Raw genomic sequence first — 23,640 nt, forward strand, 5'->3', positions numbered from 1 at the left:
AGTTGTATTTGAATAGAATCGGCATTACTGTCTGACCGCTATTCCTTGCCCACAGCCCATTTAAGATGCGTTTGCCCTGTTACTCCATTTAATTGGTACATTCAAATTGTCCAATAACTTACCTGCTTTATCTCTGATTGCGTCCTGTTCCCAGCTTAAGCCTAGGCTGTTGACTTTGATGGTTTTTGACCGTTTTTTATTCACGCTCTAATTGTGCCAATAAATTTATCACTCAAAAGCCTGTTTAGCTTGGGTTTTTGACCAAAGTTGACATCACAGATTTTGCGTGAACTTTTACCCCCTAAAAAGGTACAGAGTCAACACCCTAGCTTAAGCCTCCGAAATTCCGAGTTCGGTCACTCTGGGCAGGTAGAGATTCACTTGTACTCCTCAAGGGTGGGACTTACACCCACATATCAAGAACAGTTATGTATTAGTAAAGTGACTTTATTAATACACCTTAGCCATACTTCGCTATTTAAGGGCGTATCCTGCTAAGAACGAGCCGCACCCCTGTTAATCTTCCAGGCGCCTGTCCTAAGATATTGTAAAAAATGGAAATTAATTATCCAACTAATTTAAAAGCTATTAGTATCCATGCACGATTCGCATATGCTATCTGTGTTGGCTTGAAAAAAGAAGAATATAGAACACAACCTACTAAACGTAGAGGTTGGGTGCTGGTACATGCGTCTTTATCAAAAGCCAGTGATGAATATTGTTTTTTGATTGATATAGTCAGGAATGCTAATAATTTTATAGTTGGCAAACTTTTTATAGTCATTCAAGGCGCCGAAATCATGTATAGTACAAAATAGCTTAACTACCGCACCCTAATTAAACTGATTAATAATCAAAAACTTTCAGTTGGCGCCTATTCTTAAAAACGGCGCCTGTTCTAGTTTTGTGAGATTATGGTAGTAACTTTTGTGTAAACTAAAGTTAATTAGTTTTCTTGGAGTGCAAAGGGATGTCAATTAGCATCGAATCAGCCCGTCATATTTTCCCTGAAACACTTGCAGCGGATGTAGTTCCAGCGATTGTCGCCCGTTTCAAGCAATTGACAATTGAAGATAGATTGGCATTAATTTGGTTTGCCTATTTGGAAATGGGCAAAAAACTCTCAATCGCAACTCCCGATGCAGTGAACATGCAATTTGTGAGTAGCACCCTCAGTCAAATCGAGCGGATGAGTTTTACCGAGCAAGAAGAATTAATGCGCGACCTAGCGAGCGGTACGGATCGACCCATTTGTCGCATCTACGCAACCTGGTCGGTAAATATCAAACTCGGCTTCTGGTTCCAACTAGGGAAGTGGATGGAAGCGGGGATTGTCAGCCCAATACCCCAAGGTTACCAACTTTCAGGCAATGCCCTGGCAGTCTTGCAAGCAATTCGCAATGTAGACCCCGGTCAACAAATTACCGTTCTTCGCAATACAGTGGTGGACATGGGCTTTGACGCATCCCAATTAGGTAGTTACAGTCGCGTTGCCGAACCTGTAGCCCCACCCCAAGAAATATCCTCTTCAAACCGAATTACGGCGATTCCTGGTGTCGAAAACCCGATAATTTTGGAATACATGAACAACATGAACGCCAATCAATTCGATGCCTTGATTCAAATGTTTGCTCCCGACGGTGGTTTACAACCTCCATTCGAGCGTCCAGTTGTGGGTCGCTCGGAGATTCTCCGCTTTTTCCGGGAAGACTGCCAGAACTTAAAATTGATGCCAGAACGGGGAGTTACCGAACCTACGGAAGATGGTTATACCCGGATTAAAGTAACTGGCAAAGTGCAAACTCCTTGGTTTGGACAAGATGTGGGCATGAATATTGCTTGGCGATTTCTGCTCAATCCAGAAAATCAGATTTTCTTTGTGGCAATCGATTTATTGGCTTCTTCTAAGGAGTTGCTCAACCTAAGTCGTTAAGCCCACTATAAACAATTCGCTTTATCCATAATCAAATTGCCTTTCGTTGGAAAGCGGTTATGTAGGCTTTTGTACGGATTGTACAAATAATTATTTAATTACTGAGAATTTAAACGATTATTGACGCTACCAATTCTCAATGTGAGGATTGTAGGGGAATTAAGTAACTTTGTGGTGGTAAGTTTATGGACGTTCGGGAAGTTGAAATTAGTAACGAAGGAATTGAGAACGGTTGGTCTTTGCAGGAGCAGACAACCGCGCATCACTGTTTTGACCTAGCCTACGAGCGGGAAAGTGCTGGATTGATGCAATCGGTTCGCTCGAGGGCAAACATTATTACTACTATCGATGATATGTGGCATTTACACGATTTTTTAAGTGCAAGACGACACGACCTTGATGGTAAATACGATTTTCGCTATCCTTTTTTGATTATGGTGTTTGCCCAATTAGTTAAAGAAGGCTGGCTGCAACTTCAGGAACTGGAAGGATTGGACTCCTTAAAGCTCGCCAAAATTGGCGCCCTTTCCAAGATGTGAAGTAACTTTTGGTCACAGGTCAAATTAAAGTCTTGCCAGTATCAAAATAGTTTGCAATTGCTTTCATCTATAAAACAATCAGGAATGCCAATAATTTCATAGTTGGCAAACTTTCAATAAGTTACTGCATGTCGGCGGCGCCTGTTATTTATGAATATCCAGATATCTATAGTCACATCTAACCATAAGCTTGGATGCGGGAAATCCTGTATCCCAAATTATAGTACTTTAGTTCGTGCAATATTTTGGGAGTAGAAGTGGAGTAGTAATAATGTTCATAAAAATATTCGCACAATGTTCTAAGGACAACAGGCGCCTTTCCAAATTGTAATGTATCTAAATAAATGCTGAGGGAGTTCTTGTAGTTTAAGTATTACCCTTAGTTCTGAAATGTAGCAGCGCCTGTATTCGGTACTGATGTATTGCAGAGTGGGGAATTCGAGATGTATCTATATATAGGCGTCTGTTACTAATTATTCATGTAACGATTAAATTCTTACAAGTAGCTTTGGCAGCGGATGCAGTCAGAAAATATATGTAACAGTGGCGCCTGCTTTTTGCGTACTTAGATATTTAGATATCTGAGTATTTATAATATTGGCGCCGTATTACATGGAAAGTACTAGAATAATTACTCAAGCGCGGAGAATAAGGTAAGAGTTAAATAGGCGCCTGCTTTTCCTGACTGTATCTATAACAAGCGCGTGTTATGGCATTTGTTACAACTCTCGCTCACATACATCATAAGCCGTGGTTCAAGCTTCTGTTCTGTAACGGCGCCTGTTCCATCAGTTAAATTTAAGTCTTTAATTTTACATACAAAAACTTGACAGTACAGTAAGCTTCTGTACCAAAGCAAGTATTTATGTATAAATTATGTGTTTAGGTGCTTACTAAATTAGTGTTAGTGGCTTTCACCGCAGATGCAAATTCATCAAACGATGCTCCATAAAGGTTTAGTAGCTTCTCTGTTTGGAGAATATTAAGTGTTGGAATTGTTCTCCCCTGCTCCCAGTTGCGAACTGTCGCATATGAGACACCTACATACGCAGCCACTTCCTCAGCCCTCAATCCTGCTTTACGTCTTAATTCTTTTAGAGTCATATATAACAACTAATAATCTATTTATAGTATTGCATTTGTACGAATGGGTTAGTAGTATATAAGCATAAAGGCGAATGTACCAATGCCACTCGGACTTCGCCCTTATGTTAACCAGTTAGTACAGGTTAAATCTATTATGACCCAAATTATTGTTGACTCTCAAGTACTCATAAAACTTGAGCAGCATGACCATGAGCAATTTGAGCAACTTCCAGACGGGTATGAGGTTGATTCTGTAGAAAATACAGGCGCCCGTGGCTGGGGCATAGCTACGCCATACCCTTCGCCTTTGTTAAATTTTAGTATTTATGTATTATATTAATCTTTTTTAAGAAGGAATTAGTTTTATTTTTATATAGTTAAATAGTTGAGCATTGTTTGATAGTTGTACTTGGAGAGAGTTGACGCTGTTCTGTAACCCCTATTCCTTACCCTAAGCCAATTTAAGATGCATTTGCCCTGCCGAGAAGTAATAGTGCTTTGAGCAGCAGAAGCTGATTACCTTGTCACCAAGTGCTTCTGCTAGCTTTGATAAAACCGGATGAATAAAAAATTTGATTGGAACCAATTAGTAATTAGAAGTTTTACGTTGCTGACGATGCCATATATGGAAAAAACAGGTTCTAACAACCGTATTAAGTCAAGACAAGCAATTATTCGGTACAATGCACTGCTCATTACTGTTTCTAGTCTTGGATTATTTTTAACTGGATGTGGTGGTACAAACGCTCTTTATCCTGGCGCCTCTAATCAACCAATCTTGAAAAAAGTCTACACATAAATAATTTTAAAGCAATTCAAAATTATAAGCACTAAACATTATGTTTACCCATCTAAGATATTCACTGGAGATTTCTAAAAAAAAATTGTTGCCATGTTTACTATTAATTCTCATGATTTTTAGTTTTATTCTGACTTTACTGGTAGGAAGTTATAATCCTACCTTTGGGTTAAGAACAACTGAAATACTTTGGGATACTTATGGTATTCCCCATGTTTACGGCAAAGATGCACAAAGCGCTTTTTATGCGTTTGGTTGGGCACAAATGCAAAGTCATGGGAACCTGATTTTACGCCTATACGGACAGGCGCGCGGACGAGCCGGCGAATATTTCGGGGAGAAGTACTTAAAATCAGATCAATGGGTGAGAACAATGGGTATCCCGGTTCGCGCTCGCTCTTGGTACAACGCACAAAATCCGAAATTTCGTCAGTATCTTGATGCCTTTGCTGCCGGAATTAATACTTATGCTCAACAACATGCCGATCAGATTGATGAAGAAGCAAAAGCTGTACTACCAATCAATGGGGTGGACTTGCTAGCTCATACTCAACGTGTACTTAATTTCACTTTTGTAGTAGATCCACGAGACCTTGCTGGTATAAGTGATAAAGCTCCTTCAGTAGGTTCTAACGGCTGGGCAATCGCACCAGCACATTCTGCTAGTGGTAACGCGATGCTACTGGCAAACCCACATCTTCCTTGGTCAAATTTATTTCTCTGGTATGAAACCCATCTAACTGCCCCTGGTATTAATACTTACGGTGCAGCACTTGTTGGTGTTCCTGTTCTAGCTATTGCTTTCAACGATTATTTAGGCTGGACTCACACTGTGAACACACACGATGGTTGGGATGCTTACGAACTTACGCTGTCTGACGGAGGCTACCGTTTTGACGGCAAAGTTAAAGCCTTTGAGACAGAAGAACAAATTTTAAAGGTAAAGCAAAATGATGCCACGCTACGCTCGGAAAAACTTGTCGTAAAGCGCTCAATACACGGACCTGTTATTAAAGGAAAAGATAACAAAACTGTTGCACTCCGAGTTGTCGGATTAGATCACCCTAATGTACTAGAGCAGTGGTGGGATATGGGGCGTGCTACAAATCTTACCGAGTTTGAGACTGCACTTAAGCGCTTGCAGTTGCCTATGTTTACAGTATTGTACGCGGATCGAGAAGGGCATATCATGCACTTGTTTAACGGTCTTGTCCCAGTTCACTCTCAAGGCGATTTTGAATACTGGTCGGGCATTGTTCCTGGGAATACTTCTACTACTTTATGGACTAAAACTCACCCTTACCATGACCTACCGCGCGTACTCGATCCACCAAGCGGTTGGTTACAAAATGCAAACGACCCGCCTTGGACAACAACATTTCCACAGGTGCTTAACCCAGATAAATATCCATCTTACATGGCGCCACGCAGTCCTATGTCCTTCCGGGCACAGCGTTCAGCCAAGATGCTAGCTGAAGATGAACAAATCTCTTTCCAAGAAATGATTAAATATAAGCACTCAACACGCATGGAACTAGCCGATCGCCTGCTTGATGAGCTAATTCCCGTTGCACGCGAATCAAATAACTCCTTAGTGCGGCGGGCAGCTGATGTACTGCAAACTTGGGATCGTCAAGCCGATGCCAATAGCCGTGGCGCCGTACTCTTTTCCTTTTGGGTTAATAAAATCGACTTAGACGAATCATTCGCTATTCCTTGGAACGAGAAATCTCCACTCACCACACCCGATGGTTTAGCAGATCCAAAGAACGCAGTAACTGCCCTTAATGCAGCTGCTACCATTGTAGAAAAATCTTATGGTGCGCTTGATGTACCGTGGGGAGAGGTCTTCCGGTTGCGCTATCAAAAAATCGATTTACCCGCCAATGGAGGTGATGGAAATCTCGGTATCTTCCGGGTTCTCGATTTTGCACCTACTTCAGATGGACGATTTGCCCCCTTAGAAGGCGATAGTTATGTCGCTGCGATTGAATTTTCCAATCCAGTAAAAGCTATGGCACTCACCAGCTATGGCAACGCTACTCAACCTAAGTCGCAGCACATAGGTGACCAGTTGAAGTTATTCGCTCGTAAAGAGTTGCGGCAAGTTTTGCGAACCCGACAAGAAATTCAAGCCAATTTGGTCAAGCGCGAAGTTCTATAACTTTCTGAAAGTGAATATTTTGATTTCACTCATACATATTGATCATATAGAAAGCATTCCAACCAAACACAAAAATAAGTAGATTAGAACTAAAACAATTGTTATAGTAAATTTGCAAATCTAGTTGCGAGAGCTAATTATGGAATTACAAAAATGTGGTGCAGCGTATAGTAAAGCAAATCTACGAATATTTTGATCACAACTACTCTGAGCAGATGGAAAAAAACATCCAACAGTATATTAGAGAAAATCAGCAACACAAACATGGTGTTCATCGCTATAGCCTTGAACAATTTGGACTGAATACTGACGATGTTAACGAAAAATTTAAAGATTACTGTTAGTATTTATGCATATCTTGCTAAATACAGCGAATTTGTGTATTTGTGGTACATGTAGAGACGCGATAAATCGCGTCTCTACGAGGTTTTGGACATGAGTCATTTGCTCACCCAGTCGTCCGCCATACCTGATTGGGGAGAGGCTGCAAAAAATGCTCTCGAATCTTTTTTCCCTCAACTAGTAGTGTCTCTTCTTTTACTTAGTATTGAGCGTTTGATTCACCTTGCACGTAGTTATGGTTTTGACATCAATATTTCCAGGTGCAAGATATGAGCCTCCGACTAGCGGACTACGCCGCAAGTGATATATGAAAGAAACACAAGGAATACTAAGGAAAATTCTAGAGATTGATACTATAATTAGTAGTTACCCTGACAGTCAAAACCGTGTTTACAGTGGTGTTAGTTACGCCCGTATATGAGCCTGGTTCTGAGTGAAAAAGGTGAATTTATTGGTGAAGTGAGTGTTGAACATCACTATCCCGTGCGCGAAGATTAGATTTGGACACCACACTCAGGTTAGGGTACTTATTTACTGTTCAGAAATGCGATTGCGATGACGGAGGTCACCATGAGCAAAAAAGAATTGCAATCAAAATCACCAAATTCTAATTTACCACTAATTAACCTGAATGCGGCAGGTATAGATATTGGTGCAGATAGACACTGGGTAAGTGTTCCCGTAGACAGGGATAAAGATTTTGTACGGAGTTTCGGCTGTTTTACTGCTGACTTGTATGCGATGGCAAACTGGTTAAAATCATGCCGAATTGAAACAGTGGCAATGGAATCAACGGGAGTTTATTGGATACCTGTATTTCAAATTCTGGAAAGTAGCGGGTTTGAAGTAAAACGATGTTTTTGCTCATTACGTAAAAACTGTACCAGGTCGTAAAACTGACGTACTAGATTGCCAGTGGTTACAACAGTTGCATACTTACGGTTTGTTGGCAGGTTCCGAAGCGTCCAGACGACCAAATTTGTGTCCTCCGTAGTTACATGAGACAACGGGACAACTTAATTAAAAGTGCTTGTGTCCACGTACAAAGGATGCAAAAAGCTTTGACTGAAATGAATATACAACTACACCGAGTTATTAGTGATATTACAGGTACTACAGGTATGGCAATTATCAATGCCATTGTTTCTGGTGAGCGTGACCCAAAGAAGTTAGCTGAACTAAAAGACGAACATATTAGAGCAAGTTGTACGAGTATTGCTGCTGCTTTGACTGGAGACTATAGACCAGAACTTGTGTTTGTTTTGTCGCAGGAACTAGGACTTTATAAATTCTACCAGACACAAATAACTGAATGCGATGCTCAAATAGAGGAGTGTCTAGCTCGGTTTGCAGATAAAATAGACGTTAAAATTAATCCTCGCGGGCTCGCCAAAACGTCGTGGCAAAAAGCAACCAGGAAATGCTCCCCAGTTTGATTTACGTACTCCTGCAATACCGAATTACAGGCGTTGATTTTACTCAAATCAACGGTCTTGGAGCTTTAACTGTATTGGTTATATTGTCTGAAGTCGGATTAGACCCATCTCGTTTTCCTACGGTTAAGCATTTCGTTTCTTGGTTGGGGTTGTGTCCAGGTAGTCGTGTAACTGGTGGCAAAGTCAAAAGCTCCAAAACTCGCCCTGTTATCAATCGGGCTGCCAATGCTTTCCGTATGGCAGCACAAACACTTTGTCGCAGCGATTCAGCCCTAGGTGGTTTTTACAGACGAATGCAATCTCGCATGGGGGCGCTCCTCGGCAATTACTGCGGCGGCTCACAAAGAAAGCACGTATTTTCTACCGTCTTTGGACATCAGGAGCAGCCTATGTAGACCCAGGTGTTGATGCTTATGAACAAAAGTTCCATGAACGTATGGTGAACAACTTAAAGAAAAAAGCTCACGATGCAGGGGTTTGATTTAGTTGCTCAACCTACAATCACTGAGGAACAGTGCGCTGTATAAGATGCTTTCATTGCATGACTAAGGCGACGGCTTAACTCCCAATCACTTCGTCCATATAAAAACGCTCATCTCGTGCGCTGTTTTTTGATAATCAAGCGTGATAATTATCATGAAAATTTAACCGCCAATTTAAATCGTTACGCTCCTACCAAATCTATTGCTCCGGGGATGTGTTTCTTAGAAGAAGCAAACAAATTGGTGAAGCGAAAGTTGGGTTACAAAAAATTAATACTACTGGTATCAAGCAAATTAGTGAGGCAAGTCAAATGTGTTTCTTTTATGTTTCACTAACGCACGAAGCGCGCTAGTGAGGGGATCATATCTTGTACCTGCGGGGGGTCAGGGGGGATCAGATTTCAAAAAAATTTCTATCCCTCAAGCTCATCTTCAACGGGGTTAGAGAAGCCGTATTCTTCGAGTTGACCCTCGCGCCGCACGTCACAAGTAGCGCAGTGGAATGACCCGCCGAAAGTGTAGACATGACGGAAATCAACGGGAATCACTTTAAAACCTAAATCTTTTAAAAGCTTCTGCATGGGTTGCTCTTGTTTTTCCACAACAATTGTTTCGGGGTCTAAGCTCAAGATATTCATGCACACCCAACTACTGCACATATACATAGGCCAGTTGTCGGGAAGGGTAGAAGGAGCGGCTTCTACTAAATCCCAGCCGGCTTTTTTGAAAAGATCAGTTTGGATGCAAGGTCTGGCAGGGTTAATTAAAGCTAATCCTGGTCTGAGAGGAACTAGGGAAGCGTCAATGTGCATTGGATTTAAGTCTGGGAAGTTGATTTCATGAACCCGGAATTTGTCGCCTAGATTCCGTTTGAGCCAAGTAATTCCTATGTTGTTGGTAACGTGGCTACGCTGGACAAACAAATCTCGCCCAAAGCGCACAATATCAGCCGCATCGAAGCTGGGTTCAGTATCTCGGCTCACAAAATGCCCTTTTTCAGTCAGGGCATACCGTACTTCTACGGGTTTTGTGGCGAAGTCAACATCATAAAATTCGTCTGACATGGAAGGCTTAGGCGCCGTTGTCCACTTAGCCCCCCGCCGTAAGTAATCAAGCATCAAAGAGCGGTATGCGCGGTATTCAAAAAAGCGGGAGCGCCAAGCCATTGGGGCTTCAATAATCTCATTGCCAACAACGATCAGGATATCGCGAGGCATAGCGGCATAGAACCCATTCGCCTCAAAATCTGGAGTTTTGTAAGGCTGAGTAAAGTCGATGACATCAGGGCGCCGCACCGTCACACCCTCCGCTTCTAAAATCCGGCAAAACTCGTTCAATTCTTTAGCGGCAGCTTCTATAAGTTCTTGTGGGAACGGTTGACCCCCATACTTTTGGAAAAACCACAAGTTGCTTGGATATGAGTTGGTTTCCAAAGCTGGCTCTAATTTTGGAACTGCGGCGCCTTCAACGCGACCAACAATAACTTCTTTTAAGGGGTCCCATTCGTTGTAGCTGTTAACGACTGGTAGCTGTTGGTTAGATACTAAGCTTGGGGTTGGTTTGAGTTGTAAAAGTGTTTCCATTTTTAGTTATTGGATGATAGTTTGGATGAAAGTAGGGTGAAAGTAGGGTGGCTTAAGCCACCTTACAAATATGTGGATATTCATTTACGATGAAAGAGGTTTTGTTTTAGCACCGAAATTTTCTCCTGTGGATTGACTGCAATAATTGTTTCCAACACATTCTTAAAATCTCCAAGTAAACAATTAATTTCATCAGCGTCAAAGTATTGACAAGAATACGAAATCGCAATATTTAACTCGACACCAGGCACTACTTTTACCATCAGGGGATAGTCTAATTTTTCATCATAATCAATGAATTTTATTTCTAAATTATCCGGCAACTCTTGCAAGGCATCTATGACTGGGTAATTCTGAAATATTAATAAGCTATCGAACCAAGGCGATTCAGGCATCTTAACCCACTCTTCAACATGACTTATTAAAGGAAAGTAATCGTACTGGCGTAATTTAGCATGTTTAATTTGGATTTCTTTGAGCCAACTGAGCAATGGGTTTTCAACAGATACTTGTAGTTGCAGAAAAACTTCATTAATGAAAAGTCCTACCATTTCCTCAACTCCTGTCACAGTTGCAGGACGACCAGAAACAACAGTCCAAAAAAGAACTTGTTCTTGCTTAGAGTAGCGGCTCAAAAGCAATGCCCAAACCGCTTGCACAATTGTGTTTAAAGTTAGATGATGTTGTTGTACCCAAGTGTTAATATCTGTTGTTGTTAGTTGTGATAGGGCGATTTCTCGCGTATTGTAATATTCCTCCTCGTCTGAAAAAGGACTAGGTTCTTCGTCAACATCTACAGTAGTTAACTTAGTTAAACCTTGTAATTCCTGGCGCCATAATTTCTCAGCTTTTAATAGGTCTTGTTCCTGTAACCAAGCGATGTAATCCCGGTAAGGACGGGGTTTTTCTAAATATACATCTTTGCCTTGGCAGAATTCTCTGTACAAGATACTAGCTTCTTTGAAGACAAGAGATAAAGACCATCCATCCGTTAATAATTGGTGTTGAGTCCATATAAATTGATGGACATTTTCAGCCGTTTGTATAATATCAAAGCGCATCAGTGGCGCTTTAGAAAGGTCAAAGCTTTGATTCAGTTCTTTTCCTAAGAATTTTTTCAAACGCTTGGACTGCACTTTCGGAGATAACCCGCGCCAATCTTGTTGCTCCCAAGGTAGTGTAACTTGTTTATATACAACCTGGAGCGATTTATCTAGTTCTTCCCATAAAAAAGCAGTACGGAAAATCGAATGTCGAGCTACAACTTCCTGCCAAGCACGTTTGAACGCCGGGACATTTAAGGCGCCATGTAACTCCAAATGCAGACGAGATAGAAATATTCCCGGTTGCGAATCTTCATAATATTCCGTAAACTCAAATATCATCTCATCTTGTAGGGGCGAGGCGGGATAGATATCTTCAATTTGTCGGTTGTTGCCAAGTAATTTCTTAATTTTCTGCAAATTAAGTCCAGAATAGGGAAAATCTGAAGGTGTGTAGCCACCTGCTTCAGGTGACTGGCAATGAACGATAAGGTTTTGCAATGCTGCTATAAACTCTTGAGCGAGGTTTTCAATTGTTGCCCGATGATGAACCGCTTCGCTGTATGTCCAATTCAATTGCAGTTGTCCTCCACTTACCAAAGCGTTTATTTCCAGTAGATGACTACGGTTGCCTTGTGGGTTAGACTCTGCTCCGATGGACTGTTGTGCAATTTCAAATAGTGAACTCGATGATATTACTGTATCGAATTGACCAAGGTAGTTAAAAAGTACTTCAGCCTGGGGCATAGCTTGTAGTCGCGCGGAAATTGCTTTATCTTGCTTTAAGTAACGCAATAGACCGTAGTTTATCCCCTGCTTAGGAATTTGGCGCAACTGTTCTTTGACAGATTTTAAGGCTTCTCCTGGAATGATTGTCTCCTCCAAATCTAACAGCACTGGGAAAATTGTTGTAAACCACCCAACTGTGCGTGATAGGTTTACCCCTTGAAAGAGGTTTTCTCGTCCGTGTCCTTCCAAGTCAACTAATAGGCGCCTTTTTCCGAACGACGAATTAAAAGCTAGCACTAAGGCTGTTAGCAGTACATCGTTAATTTGAGTATTGTATACTTGTGGTACTTCCTGTAGCAAAGCTTTGGTATCTGCACTACTTAGCGCCACAGATACTGTACGACTCGATGCGACAGTATTATTCTCTTTAACAAACAAATGCTCTACTGGTAGAGAGGGAACCTCAAACCGAGGTTTTGCTAGCCAGTACTTCAGTTCCTCCTCTAGCTCTGGTGATTGTGTATACTCGCTTAAAGATTGTGACCAATGTTTGAAAGAGGTCGTTTTTGGAGGTAAAGCGATTGGCTCACCTTGATTAAGCTGCTGGTAAACAGTTTGCAAATCCTCTAGCAAAATGCGCCAGGAAACACCATCCACTACTAAGTGATGGATAACCCACAGTAACTTATTTGGTTGAGCAGAGCCGAGGTCAAATAAAGTGACTCTCATCAGTGGTGCATTTGACAGGTTCAAACTCGCCTGTAAGTCATTAGCTGCTGCCTCTAAGGCTAGTTTTTGTTCTGCTTCTGACAGTGCTGACAAATCAACTCGATCAAGAGATACAGCGACATTGGTATCGGCGTTGAATTGCTGCCAATGTGAGGCTTCTTGCACAAAATGTAGCCGGAGCGCATCGTGGTGGATAATTAATTGTTGTATGGCTTTTTCCAATCGATCAGGATCAAAATCCTGCTGCAAGTCTAGTAGAAGCGATTGGTTAAAGTGATGTTGTTCGGGAAGATTTTGTTCAAAAAACCAATGTTGGATAGGTGTTAATGGTACTGAGCCTACGATTGTATCTTGTTCCACTTGAACAAAGGGGATCGTCTCGGTTACAGTTGCTAACTCGGCAATGGTTTGGTGCTGAAAAAGCTGCCTTGGACTGATCTGCAAACCAGCTTGGTTCGCGCGAGCAGTAATTTGGATGCTCTGGATCGAATCCCCACCCAGTTCAAAGAAGTTATCGTAAATGCTGACTTGTTTTAGTCCCAAAACTTGAGTCCAAATAGTGGCTAAAATTTCTTCCGTTTGGGTGCGGGGTAGCACAAAGTCTTTTTCCAAACTTTTACTAGTATCTGGTACGGGTAGGGCAGAGTGATTAATTTTCCCGTTAGGTGTCAGGGGTAGCGTGTCAATGAACACAAAGATATTTGGCGCCATATACTCAGGCAACTTCTGCTTCACGAAGTCGGACAATTCACCTGTAGTGGATTGTTTTTGATCAGGAATAACATAAGCTACTAAACGTTTATTGCCTAATGTGTCTTCACGAACAATAACGACTGCTTTTTGTACCTGTGGATGTTGCTTAAGTACTGCCTCAATTTCTTCTAATTCAATCCGAAAACCACGTATTTTTACTTGAGAGTCAACACGACCGAGGAAATTAATGTTGCCGTCAGGTAAATAACAAGCTAAGTCACCAGTCTTGTACAGGCGCCCTCCTTTTTCTTGGCAAAAGGGGTTAGGGATAAATTTCTCAGCAGTTAACTCTGGACGGTTGAGATAGCCTCGGGCTATACCAGCACCTCCTATATACAGTTCGCCACTGGCGCCAATAGGAACTGGTTGCAAGTATTCATCCAATATATAAAGCTGAACATTCGCAATCGGACGACCAATGGGAATTGAATTTGCCAAGGAGCTTTGCTGCGGAACCTCATAGACACAACATCCAACAACAGTTTCTGTTGGGCCATATTCGTTGATTAATTTAGTGTGGGGTGCGTGCGTCTGCCAAAATGCAACACTTGTTGGTGGTAAAGCCTCACCACCAATAATAAAGGCTTTAGTTCGAGTTGGAACTTGGTTCTGCGGTAACAATTCGCTGAGTATTTCCAGATGAGCTGGTGTAATTTTAACAAGACTAAAATCATTTTTAGAGCTTAATAAATTACTAAGATATTCTATCTTTTGATTCTCTGGTAGCAATATTACTTTCTGCCCAACTAATAATGGAGAGAATAAGCTGGTGATTGTTGCGTCAAACCCAATCGAAGAGTTCACTGGGGCGCCTTCCCCATCTGCTACTGCATAAGCCTTTGCACACCAAGTTACATAATTAACTAGTCCTTGGTGAGAAATCATTGTTCCCTTGGGCTTCCCAGTAGAACCCGAAGTGTAAATTACATAAGCCAAATTTTCGGGTTTTACTGTACTAACTGGCTTTTTGTTGCTATCGTATGTAATTGCTTCCCAATCCTTGTCCAAACAAATTACTCGTGATTTGTCGGGAAGACTTTTTACAAGCTTTTGTTGAGTTAACACCAGCTGAACCTGGGCATCTTCTAACATAAAGGCCAGCCGTTCCTGTGGATATGACGAGTCTAACGGTACATAGGCGCCACCAGCTTTAAGGATACCAAAAATTCCAATAACCATTTCTAGGGAAGGCTCTAAGTAAATAGCTACTAATGCTTCTGGTTTTACTCCTAACTCCTGTAGTTCATGGGCTAGTTGATTGGATCGAGCATTTAGTTCTGCGTAAGTTAAATGCTCGTTTTCAAACACAACAGCAATGCTATCTGGTGTGCGTTCTACCTGTTCTTCAAATAATTGATGGATGCATTTGTGTTCGGGGTAGTCGGTTTTTGTATTATTGAACTCAATTAACAACTGCTGTTGCTGTATCTTACTAAGAATCTCTAAATCAGAGATTGCAGCTTCAGGGTTATTGATAGCACTTTCCAGTAATGTACAATATTGTTCTGACAAAGTTTTGATATCATCAACTAAAAATAAGCTAGAATCAAAGAAAAAATCTAAGAGCAAAAAGTCATCTCTACAAACACTAGAAAGTTTGACTTTGAATCTATCTGTACATGCGTATTGCTTGTAAACTGAAAACGATACGTCACCAGTAGTATATTTCTCAGCTTGCTCTGTAAAATCGAAACAGAAAGGGAAAAAGTGTGGTGCTAAGTCAGTATCAGTTACTGCAAGCTCCCAAGCAAAATACTCTTGCCATGTATCGATATTGTGTAAAGACCGACTAATTTGTTCTAGAACTTCTTGGAATTTAAAATTAGCCTTGAGATTAAAATGAATGGGTACATACTTTGCTAACAGTCCGAAAGCGTTTTTCAATTCCTGATGTTTACGCCCTTCACAGGCGGTTCCAATTACAACTTCTGACTTTTCAGTTAGGCGCCAAAGTAAAACTTGCCAGCAAGCTAGTAAAAATGCAGAAATCGAGGTATTATACTTTTGAGCAAGCTTTTTAATCTTTACTACCGTATCAGAATTAATGTTTAAGCTTAGAGATTGAGGTTCAAATCGCTCTTTCCCAGAAGGTTGACTTTCCAAAGGAAGTTTCAAGTTTAAAAGAGAAGAGATATTTTGTTGGCGCCAATACTCTATTCCTGTTTTTGTGTCTTCTGACTCAAGTAATTCATTCAGCCATTCAGAAATATCTGCATATTGCATTGATTCATCAGATATTTCCTGACCATGCAAGTAAGCTGTATAGGAACGACCTATTTCATAAACCAGATTATTGAGTGTCACCCAATCTGCACAAAGAACTGGTAAGCTAACAAATAAAATATGCTCATATGATGACAGCTTAATTAAAGCTATATGCAAAATTTGGCTTTTTTCCAGGTTAATATCTTGTAATCTTGCCTCTTCAAAAAGTGCATTTATTTTAGTTTGTTGTTCTTGAGCAGCAAGACCACTAAAGTCGTAATTATAAATCGATACCGTTTTGCTTTCAATTATACTCTGAACCGGAACAGTATCTCCAGGCAAGCAATAAAAATTAGTACGAAAAATTTCTTGTCGATTAACGATACTTTCTAAGGCTGCTTTTAAAATGTCTGGCTGAATATCTCCCTCAATGTGTACTCCAATTTGAGATAAATAGCTATGGCTGTTATCACTTTCTTGTAACAACCATACATGCTTTTGCTGAGGCGAAATCCGAAAAGCATTACCTGTTAAACTTTGCATAATTCTACTCCAGTTTTATATTCAAATGTTTAAATTGACTTGCGCTTGGCTTTATTTAGCTTCTGGGCAGTAGCCTCTTCCAGTTTTTTATCTTTAATGAGTTGTTTTTGTCTGTCCGCTTCAGCAAGTATCTGTTCTAGTGCATTTAGCCTGGTATTTAGCGGCTGTGTTACAACACTGTGTAAAAGCATTTCAAAATGTTCTAACAGTCGGGCAATGGTAGAAGCTTCAAACAGGTCTGTGTTGTATTCCAACGCTCCAACTAGCCCTTGTTCTGTCTCCTCCATGTCCAATAGCAGGTCTAACTTTGTCGTCCCGTAATTAACCTCTAAGAAACTTACATTAAGCTCCGAAAATTCTAAGGCTGATATTGGAGTATTTTGAAGGACGAATTTTATCTGAAACAGGGGTGTACGGCTGATATCTCGCTTTAGATTTAAGGCGCCTACTAGTTTATCAAATGGTAAATCTTGGTGGGTATAAGCTTCTAGTGACACCTCACGGGTTTGTGTTAGCAATTCTTGAAAAGTAGGGTTGCCGCTAAGGTTTGTACGCAATACTAACTGGTTAACAAAGAAGCCAATCACCTTTTCAATATCAGTATGGTTACGGTTGGCTACATCAGTACCTACGACAATATCATTCTGACCCGTATAATAATGTAATAATATCTGAAACACTGTAAGCATTGTTATGAACAAGGTGACTTGCTCCCTATGGCTTAATGCTTTTAGTTCCTCAGTTAGAGTTTTAGGCAGGTGCAGAAATTGCCTTGTCCCGCGAAAGGACTGGACTGCGGGTCGTGGGCGATTTGTAGGTAATTCCAGTATAGGTATATTGGCAAGCTGCTTCTTCCAGTAAGACAAGTTTGTTTCCAGCACCTCAGTTTGTAGCCATTGATGCTGCCAGCAAGCGAAATCAGCATATTGAATAGGTAAGTCTGGTAGGGGGGAAGGCGCACCTTTTGAAAAAGCTTTGTAGAGGATGGAAAACTCTTGAATGAATATCCCAATAGACCAGCCATCGGAGATAATGTGATGCATTGTAACAAGCAGCACATGAAATTTTTCGTTCAGCCGCAATAGTGTGACTCTCAGCAAGGGGTCCTTAGTTAAGTCAAAAGGTCGTTGACCCTCTGCGATTGCTAACCGTTGCACCTCGGTAGACTGCTCAACTTCTGGCAACGCCTGCAAGTTTACCAATGGTAAGGTCATTGCCCTAGCAGGATTAATTACTTGTACTGGGGCGCCATTGATTGCAACGAAATTGGTTCGCAAAACTTCGTGGCGCCGCACGATTTCCCGTAGGGTTTGTTCCAAAGCAGTTATCTCAATTGTTCCAGTCAACTGTAAAGCAGCAGGCATATTGTAAGCATCGCTTCCCTCTTCTAGTTGGCTCAAAAACCACAGGCGCCGTTGGGAGAAAGATAAGGGATAATAGTTTAATTCACTCTTGCGGGGGGTAATTACTTGTGTTTTGAGAGTATTTTGACCCTTTTCTCTAAGGAGTTTAGAAAGCAATGCAAGCTTTTTTGGAGAAATATCTGAAATGTTTTGTGATAATTCGCTCATATGAATTAGCATAATTTTTTAGAAGAGAACTCTAGAGGTAACAGTCGGACGAATACTTCGTGATTTTCTTAAATCTCTAGTTATGTTTATCCGTTTAAGCCAACGGTCTTTTCCATCAAAATTCGCTTTGAAACTTTTTCGACCATGCACTGCTTTGTAATTGTCAATAAAGCAAAAATCTCCTGGCTGTAAAACAAGGTTTATTAAGTTGCCTTCAATTACTTTGACTAATTGGTTAAGTGCATTTGCTGCCTCTTTATCATTTTCTAAATCATCCATGTAATATGGGTCAATACGAATGTATGGAGATTCAAAATCACCATATAATAGTGGTAGTTTTTGGGGGTTTATATTCATGTTATTTATTCGATTATAGGCAGATTCTAGAAACTGCTCACAATTCGTTGGCAGTGTGTTTAAGCTAAACTTATGTTTTTCTAAATGTGATTCATCTGGATGAATAGTAAAACGTTCTTCAAACAAAGTTTGGACTAGCTCTCGTTGGAGTTGTCCCTTCTCTATAGCTCCAACAGTAGTAGGAACTTGGTCTGGATTTCGTAAACACATTAGACCAATATAGTCACCTCTATAAGGATGAAATGCATCTTCGTTGTGCCACCAAAGTGGTTGTTCACTACTACTACCAATCTGCTCGTTTTCATGACCCTTAATTGGGCAAATATTATGGACGATATGTCCAGCTTGCTGAGTAGACCAACCAATAGCTTCACCTAATAATGAACCCAATAGCATAAAAAGAATTTCTTCTTCTAAAGTAGGTGAAGTTTCTGGTCTATCCTTCCAATGAGATGGTGTTTTTCCTATTTTACTATCTGAAATTGGATATCCGGAAATTAAGCAAATCCCTGATGATGGTTCTAATAATTTAAAGTTATTAATAAATGCACGTAATCTTTTAGGCAGTTCATGAGCTTCGGTGTTGACATTGTTCAGAAACTCGACATCTTCTACTGATGTATATTGAGAAGTAAGCCTCTCTAGAATTATTTTAATATGCTTTACTTCTTGCTCGGATAAAACAATCTTTTCCATTTTACTTTCTTCTTCTCTTTTGTTTGCTTGTTGTATTGCTGTTTCTTTTTTCTCAGCTATAGTGGTGAACCAATGGTTACAATGGTTTGGCTTGATAATTTACTAAGGCTTTTGACAGACGATTAAGACCTTCAATTAATTGAGGTGTAGAGCTTCCAAAACCCAACCTTACATAGTTGTCATAGTTAAAACAATTACCTGGTACAAGTAAGACTCCATAAACGTTAGCTAAATAACGACAAAATGCTTCGGAGTTTGAAATAGTGTGCAAACGTAAGAACCCACAAACTCCTCCTTGAGGATATGCCCAATCTACAAACTCTTTATGTCGGTAGATCCACTCAGATAAAATTTTTAAATTGGTATGTGCTTGATGTAAACGAATATTGAGAAAGCTATCTACTTTGTGTATAACCCTCTGTGCAATTAGTTCGACTAATGGTGAAAGGTGAAGGGTGATGTAGTCGCGCCTATAAACAAAACGTTCTAATATATTTGATGAAGCTATACACCAACCAAATCTTAATCCTGGCAATCCGTAGGCTTTGGAAAGGGTTCCTAGTGAAATAGAATTTTTGTACCATAAGTTGGGATTAGGAAGTGGGGAATCTTTATAAACAAGTTCGGCAAAAGCAGCGTCCCATACAAGATAAGCTCCAACCTCAGCTACTGCGTTAATAAGCTCTTGTTGTTCCTCTAAAGTGAGGGAAGCGCCAGTGGGATTATGAGGAAAGTTTACCACGACCATACGAGTATTTGGGGTGATTAAGCTTTTAACTTCCTCAATATTAGGAACAAAATTATACTCAGGTCGTAGGCGCCAAGGTTTCAACTTACATCCTATAGATTCAGCAATAGAATACAGCTGTTGGTAACAAGGGTCTAATACAACTACCTCATCATTAGCATTAAGAAGCGTACTCATAATTAAGTATATAGCCTCGCTAGAGCCATGAGTTACCATAACTTGTTCGGGGTTTTCATTTCCCCAACGGAAGGCAATTTCCTTACGTAAATCAAAACTACCATAGCTAGAACTGTCATTGAAAACAACACTATCAAGTTCTTTTTGTGTAAGGTCGGTAAGTTGGCGAATGTCGGCTAGCGAAAAACTTTCTACACTACTACTGCTAATATCAATATTAGTATTGAAGTAATAATTTCTCATCCAGCATTCTAAATGAGCAGGGGGAATTGTATTCATTATACTTCCTTTCTTTGTATTAATTGAAATAAAATGTGTTTATTTTTCTTTGCGTTAACTGGTTAGCATTGACTCTATTTCATCTTCCGAGAGGTCTTTAATATCTACCAGAAATTGTCCGATGTCTTCGATATTGCCTTGTTTAAGTTGATTTTGTACAACAGCTATACTTAAACCTGCCACAGTCGGGAATTCAAATAATGAACGCAACGGTATATTTACCTGAAAAACATCACTTAGACGCGAAACTATTTGAGTCGCTATTAGTGAGTGTCCGCCTAAATTAAAGAAATTATCGTGAATACCTACTTTTTTTAGCTGAAGTATTTCTTGCCATACAGTAGCAATAGTTTGCTCTATTTCGCTACGAGGTGCCACATAAGTTTCTGCTAACTCCAATCTAGTTTGATCTGGCGCCGGTAAAGCACGTCGATTCACTTTTCCATTTGGCGTTAGAGGCAGCGAATCGAGCAACACAAAGGCAGAAGGTACCATGTATTCAGGTAACTTTTGCTTTAGATTATCTCTGAGAGTTTGGTGGAAGTTGTTTGGATATTTTTTGGGAACAATATAGGCAACCAGACGCTTGTTGCCTGGTACGTCCTCACGCGCTAAAACTATACTTTGTTGCACAGACGGATGCTGGCTTAGAACTGCCTCAATCTCTCCCAACTCAATCCGGAAACCTCGAATTTTTACCTGTTCATCCAATCGTCCCAAAAATTGAAGGTTTCCACAAGGCAGGTAGCGAGCTAAATCACCAGTTTTATACAAACGTTCACCAGTGACATTACTGAAAGGGTTGGGAATAAATCGCTCTGCTGTAAGGTCAGAACGATTAAGATAGCCACGACCCAACCCCATACCACCAATATATACCTCACCTGGTACTCCAACACATGTCAATTGCAGATTAGAGTCAAGTATGTAAATTTGGGTGTTGGCAATAGGGCGACCAATTGGTAACTCAGACCAAACTGGTTGTATTTCTGTACCACCAGCTATATGATAAAGCGTTGATGTTACCGTTGTTTCGGTTAGTCCATAAACGTGGATTAAGGGAATGCAAAACTTTTGCCAATCTGCCAATCGTTCTGGTGATACTTTTTCTCCACCAATAATTACTAAACGCACACAAGCAGGCGGGCTTTTTTGTAAACGGGATAGTTCATATACCCATTGATTCCAGTAAGCTGTTGGCAGTTCAAATACTGTTAACTTTTGTTGCTCTATGAGTTGCAGAAAATCGGCATAAGAAATTATCTCGCTACTTTCTGGGAGGACGACCGTGGCGCCACTTAACCAAGTCGGAAAAATTTCTTCAACAACAACGTCAAAGCCAATTGCTGCAAATTGCAAAAAGCGATCGCTTTGTTGTAGATTAAATTGTTTAATAATATCTAAAGCATAATGTACCAAAGATTGGTGCGTGATTAGTACTCCTTTAGGTTGACCTGTTGAGCCTGAAGTATAAATTGCATAAGCCAAATTCTCTGGGTTAACGCTACTACTAAGATTTTCTTGGCTTTCAGTAGCAATTGCTTCCCATTCTGTATCCAAACAAACAATACGCCCTTGATAATCAGGTAATTCTTTAACTAGTTTCTGCTGAGTCAACAAAATTGGTACTTGTGAATCAGACAGCATATAAGCTAAACGCTCTTTGGGTAATTGCGGGTCATAAGGTATATAAGCCCCTCCTGCCTTAAGAACCCCCAACAGTCCTACTGCCATCTCTAAGGAGCGTTCCACAAAAACGCCTACTGGTACCTCTGGTTTTACCCCTAGTGTTTGCAAGTAACGAGCTAGTTGATTAGCCCGACTATTTAGTCCCTGATAAGTCAATTTTTGATCTGCAAAGACCACCGCTTCTGCATCTGGTGTCCGTTCTACTTGAGCTTCAAATAAATGATGAATACATTGCTCATTTGGAGACTCAGTTTTAGTAGAGTTCCATTCTACCAAAAGTTGATGCTGCTCGGCTTCCTTCAATAGCGATAAGTTAGAAATTCGTTGCTGTGGATTGGCAACAATGCTTTCAAGCAAAGTTTGGAAATATCCCGCCATTCGAGTTATTGTGGTTGCATCAAACAAATCGCTATTGTAGTCCCATCGTGCCTGAAGCCCCTCTTGGGTCTCCATCATTGATAAAGACAAATCAAACTTGGCGGCGATGTCCTCAACTTCCAATGGAGTTAGGGTTAAATCAGGCATTTCCATTCTTCCCACTGGAGCATTTTGCAAAATAAACATCACTTGGAATAAGGGGTGATGGCTCAAATTCCTTTCTGGCTGCAAAACTTCTACTAATTTTTCAAACGGTGCATCCTGATGGGAATAAGCATCTAAAGCAACCTGCCGGACTTGTTGAAGCAACTCTAAAAAACTTGGATTTTCTTTGATGTTTATACGTAGCACTAAAGAATTGATAAAGCAACCAATTAAAGGCTCTATTTCTGGATAGTTACGGTTAGCAATTGGCGACCCCATAACAATGTCTTTCTGACCACTGTAGCGAAACAGTAAAGTCGCAAAAGCTGCTAACAGGGTCATAAATAAAGTTGCTTCCGACTGTTGGCTCAATATTTTCAGCTTCTGAGTTAAATCTGAATTGAGTTGAAATTGTTGGGCGCCACCACGGAAAGTTTGTACAGAAGGACGCGGGCGATCTGTAGGAAGTTCTAAAAGGGGAGGAGCATCGGCTAACTGTTGTTTCCAATAGTTAAGTTGAGTATCTAACACTTCCCCACTCAGCCATTCCTGTTGCCAAACAGCATAATCTGCATATTGTACCGACAATTCTGGTAAGGGAGAAGGCATTCCGCAAGAAAAAGCTTTATAAAGTGCAGATAACTCTTGGATAAATATTCCCGTTGACCATCGATCCCAAACGATGTGATGTATGGTAAGCAGCATTAAGTGCTTTTCTTCCCCCAGCCTTAATAAAGTCATTCGCAGCAAAGGACCACTAGTAAGATCGAAGGGGCAACTTTGCTCTTTAACCATCAACCGTTGTACAACAGTTGACTGCTCCTGTTCTGGTAACGCTTGCAAATCCACAATCGGTATTACGCTTGAAGTACAGGTAATTTCTTGGACTGGGCGCCCATCAACAACCCGGAAAGTAGTACGCAAAACTTCATGGCGCCGAACAATTTCTGCCAAACTTTGTTTTAAAACATCGACTCGCAGCAAACCGACAATCTCTATAGCCTCAAATTCATTGTAGGTAACACTCTCAGCCTCAAGTTCGTTGAGAAACCATAGTCTAGCCTGGGCAAAGGATAGAGAAAAACAGCTACTATCTCTGTTTTGAGGCTTTATTTGTGTTTGTAAAACCTTTCCTTTATTAAGCTTTTGCATCAGAAGCTTACGTTTTTCTAAGGAAAGACCTGCAATACGTTTGTTAAAATCTGTCGTCATTTAAACCTCTTGTTTTAACAAGT

The 23,640-nt window shown here is 40.6% G+C and carries 15 protein-coding genes and 1 pseudogene; 9 read left to right on the plus strand and 7 right to left on the minus strand.

Annotation, left to right across the window (positions count from 1 at the left end):
* Window positions 1–554 precede the first annotated feature (554 nt).
* The 3 genes from DSM106972_RS46120 (at window position 555) to frp (ending at window position 2,472) form a co-directional block, all read left to right on the plus strand.
* Window positions 555–818: an ASCH domain-containing protein gene (locus DSM106972_RS46120; protein WP_127087008.1), complete on the plus strand. Its 264-nt coding sequence runs from the start codon at window positions 555–557 to the stop codon at window positions 816–818.
* Between the two features lie 152 nt (window positions 819–970).
* Window positions 971–1,933: an orange carotenoid protein N-terminal domain-containing protein gene (locus tag DSM106972_RS46125; RefSeq protein ID WP_127087009.1), complete on the plus strand. Its 963-nt coding sequence runs from the start codon at window positions 971–973 to the stop codon at window positions 1,931–1,933.
* Window positions 1,934–2,118: 185 nt separating this feature from the next.
* Window positions 2,119–2,472 (plus strand): fluorescence recovery protein, encoded by a 354-nt coding sequence (frp, locus tag DSM106972_RS46130; protein WP_127087010.1) that lies wholly within the window; start codon window positions 2,119–2,121, stop codon window positions 2,470–2,472.
* Between the two features lie 882 nt (window positions 2,473–3,354).
* Here frp and DSM106972_RS46135 read toward each other — a convergent pair.
* Entirely contained in the window at window positions 3,355–3,576 is a 222-nt protein-coding gene (locus DSM106972_RS46135; RefSeq protein WP_127087011.1) for a helix-turn-helix domain-containing protein, read from the minus strand.
* An 82-nt stretch (window positions 3,577–3,658) separates the two neighbouring features.
* On the opposite strand from DSM106972_RS46135, the gene DSM106972_RS46140 reads away from it, so the two are divergent.
* From DSM106972_RS46140 to DSM106972_RS46165, 6 genes and pseudogenes are all read left to right on the plus strand, one after another.
* Entirely contained in the window at window positions 3,659–3,898 is a 240-nt protein-coding gene (locus DSM106972_RS46140) for a hypothetical protein (protein ID WP_127087012.1), read from the plus strand.
* Between the two features lie 219 nt (window positions 3,899–4,117).
* Window positions 4,118–4,357, plus strand: coding sequence for a hypothetical protein (locus DSM106972_RS46145; protein ID WP_127087013.1), 240 nt, complete (start codon window positions 4,118–4,120; stop codon window positions 4,355–4,357).
* Window positions 4,358–4,469: 112 nt separating this feature from the next.
* Window positions 4,470–6,521: an acylase gene (locus tag DSM106972_RS46150; RefSeq protein WP_170213649.1), complete on the plus strand. Its 2,052-nt coding sequence runs from the start codon at window positions 4,470–4,472 to the stop codon at window positions 6,519–6,521.
* A 155-nt stretch (window positions 6,522–6,676) separates the two neighbouring features.
* Window positions 6,677–6,865 carry a hypothetical protein gene (locus DSM106972_RS54475; protein ID WP_127087015.1) on the plus strand — a complete coding sequence of 63 codons (189 nt, stop codon included), beginning with the start codon at window positions 6,677–6,679 and terminating at the stop codon, window positions 6,863–6,865.
* 91 nt (window positions 6,866–6,956) lie between these two features.
* Window positions 6,957–7,136 carry a hypothetical protein gene (locus DSM106972_RS46160; RefSeq protein ID WP_127087016.1) on the plus strand — a complete coding sequence of 60 codons (180 nt, stop codon included), beginning with the start codon at window positions 6,957–6,959 and terminating at the stop codon, window positions 7,134–7,136.
* Between the two features lie 297 nt (window positions 7,137–7,433).
* A pseudogene (locus DSM106972_RS46165) lies at window positions 7,434–8,780 on the plus strand (IS110 family RNA-guided transposase).
* 414 nt (window positions 8,781–9,194) lie between these two features.
* Here the strand turns inward: DSM106972_RS46165 and DSM106972_RS46170 are convergent.
* The 6 genes from DSM106972_RS46170 to DSM106972_RS46195 form a co-directional block, all read right to left on the minus strand.
* Window positions 9,195–10,364: an amidinotransferase gene (locus DSM106972_RS46170; RefSeq protein ID WP_127087017.1), complete on the minus strand. Its 1,170-nt coding sequence runs from the start codon at window positions 10,362–10,364 to the stop codon at window positions 9,195–9,197.
* Between the two features lie 80 nt (window positions 10,365–10,444).
* On the minus strand, window positions 10,445–16,366 hold the full coding sequence (locus DSM106972_RS46175) for a non-ribosomal peptide synthetase (RefSeq protein WP_127087018.1): 5,922 nt from the start codon (window positions 16,364–16,366) through the stop codon (window positions 10,445–10,447).
* A gap of 29 nt (window positions 16,367–16,395) precedes the next feature.
* Complete coding sequence (locus DSM106972_RS46180; protein WP_127087019.1) at window positions 16,396–17,937, minus strand: condensation domain-containing protein; 1,542 nt, start codon at window positions 17,935–17,937, stop codon at window positions 16,396–16,398.
* Between the two features lie 18 nt (window positions 17,938–17,955).
* Window positions 17,956–18,990 carry a guanitoxin biosynthesis L-enduracididine beta-hydroxylase GntD gene (gene gntD, locus DSM106972_RS46185; protein ID WP_127087020.1) on the minus strand — a complete coding sequence of 345 codons (1,035 nt, stop codon included), beginning with the start codon at window positions 18,988–18,990 and terminating at the stop codon, window positions 17,956–17,958.
* Between the two features lie 76 nt (window positions 18,991–19,066).
* Window positions 19,067–20,194, minus strand: a complete 1,128-nt coding sequence (gene vioD, locus DSM106972_RS46190; RefSeq protein WP_127087021.1) for a capreomycidine synthase — start codon at window positions 20,192–20,194, stop codon at window positions 19,067–19,069.
* A gap of 54 nt (window positions 20,195–20,248) precedes the next feature.
* On the minus strand, window positions 20,249–23,617 hold the full coding sequence (locus tag DSM106972_RS46195; RefSeq protein ID WP_127087022.1) for a non-ribosomal peptide synthetase: 3,369 nt from the start codon (window positions 23,615–23,617) through the stop codon (window positions 20,249–20,251).
* Window positions 23,618–23,640: the final 23 nt, after the last annotated feature.

This window comes from Dulcicalothrix desertica PCC 7102 (assembly GCF_003991905.1).
Lineage (GTDB): Bacteria > Cyanobacteriota > Cyanobacteriia > Cyanobacteriales > Nostocaceae > Dulcicalothrix > Dulcicalothrix desertica.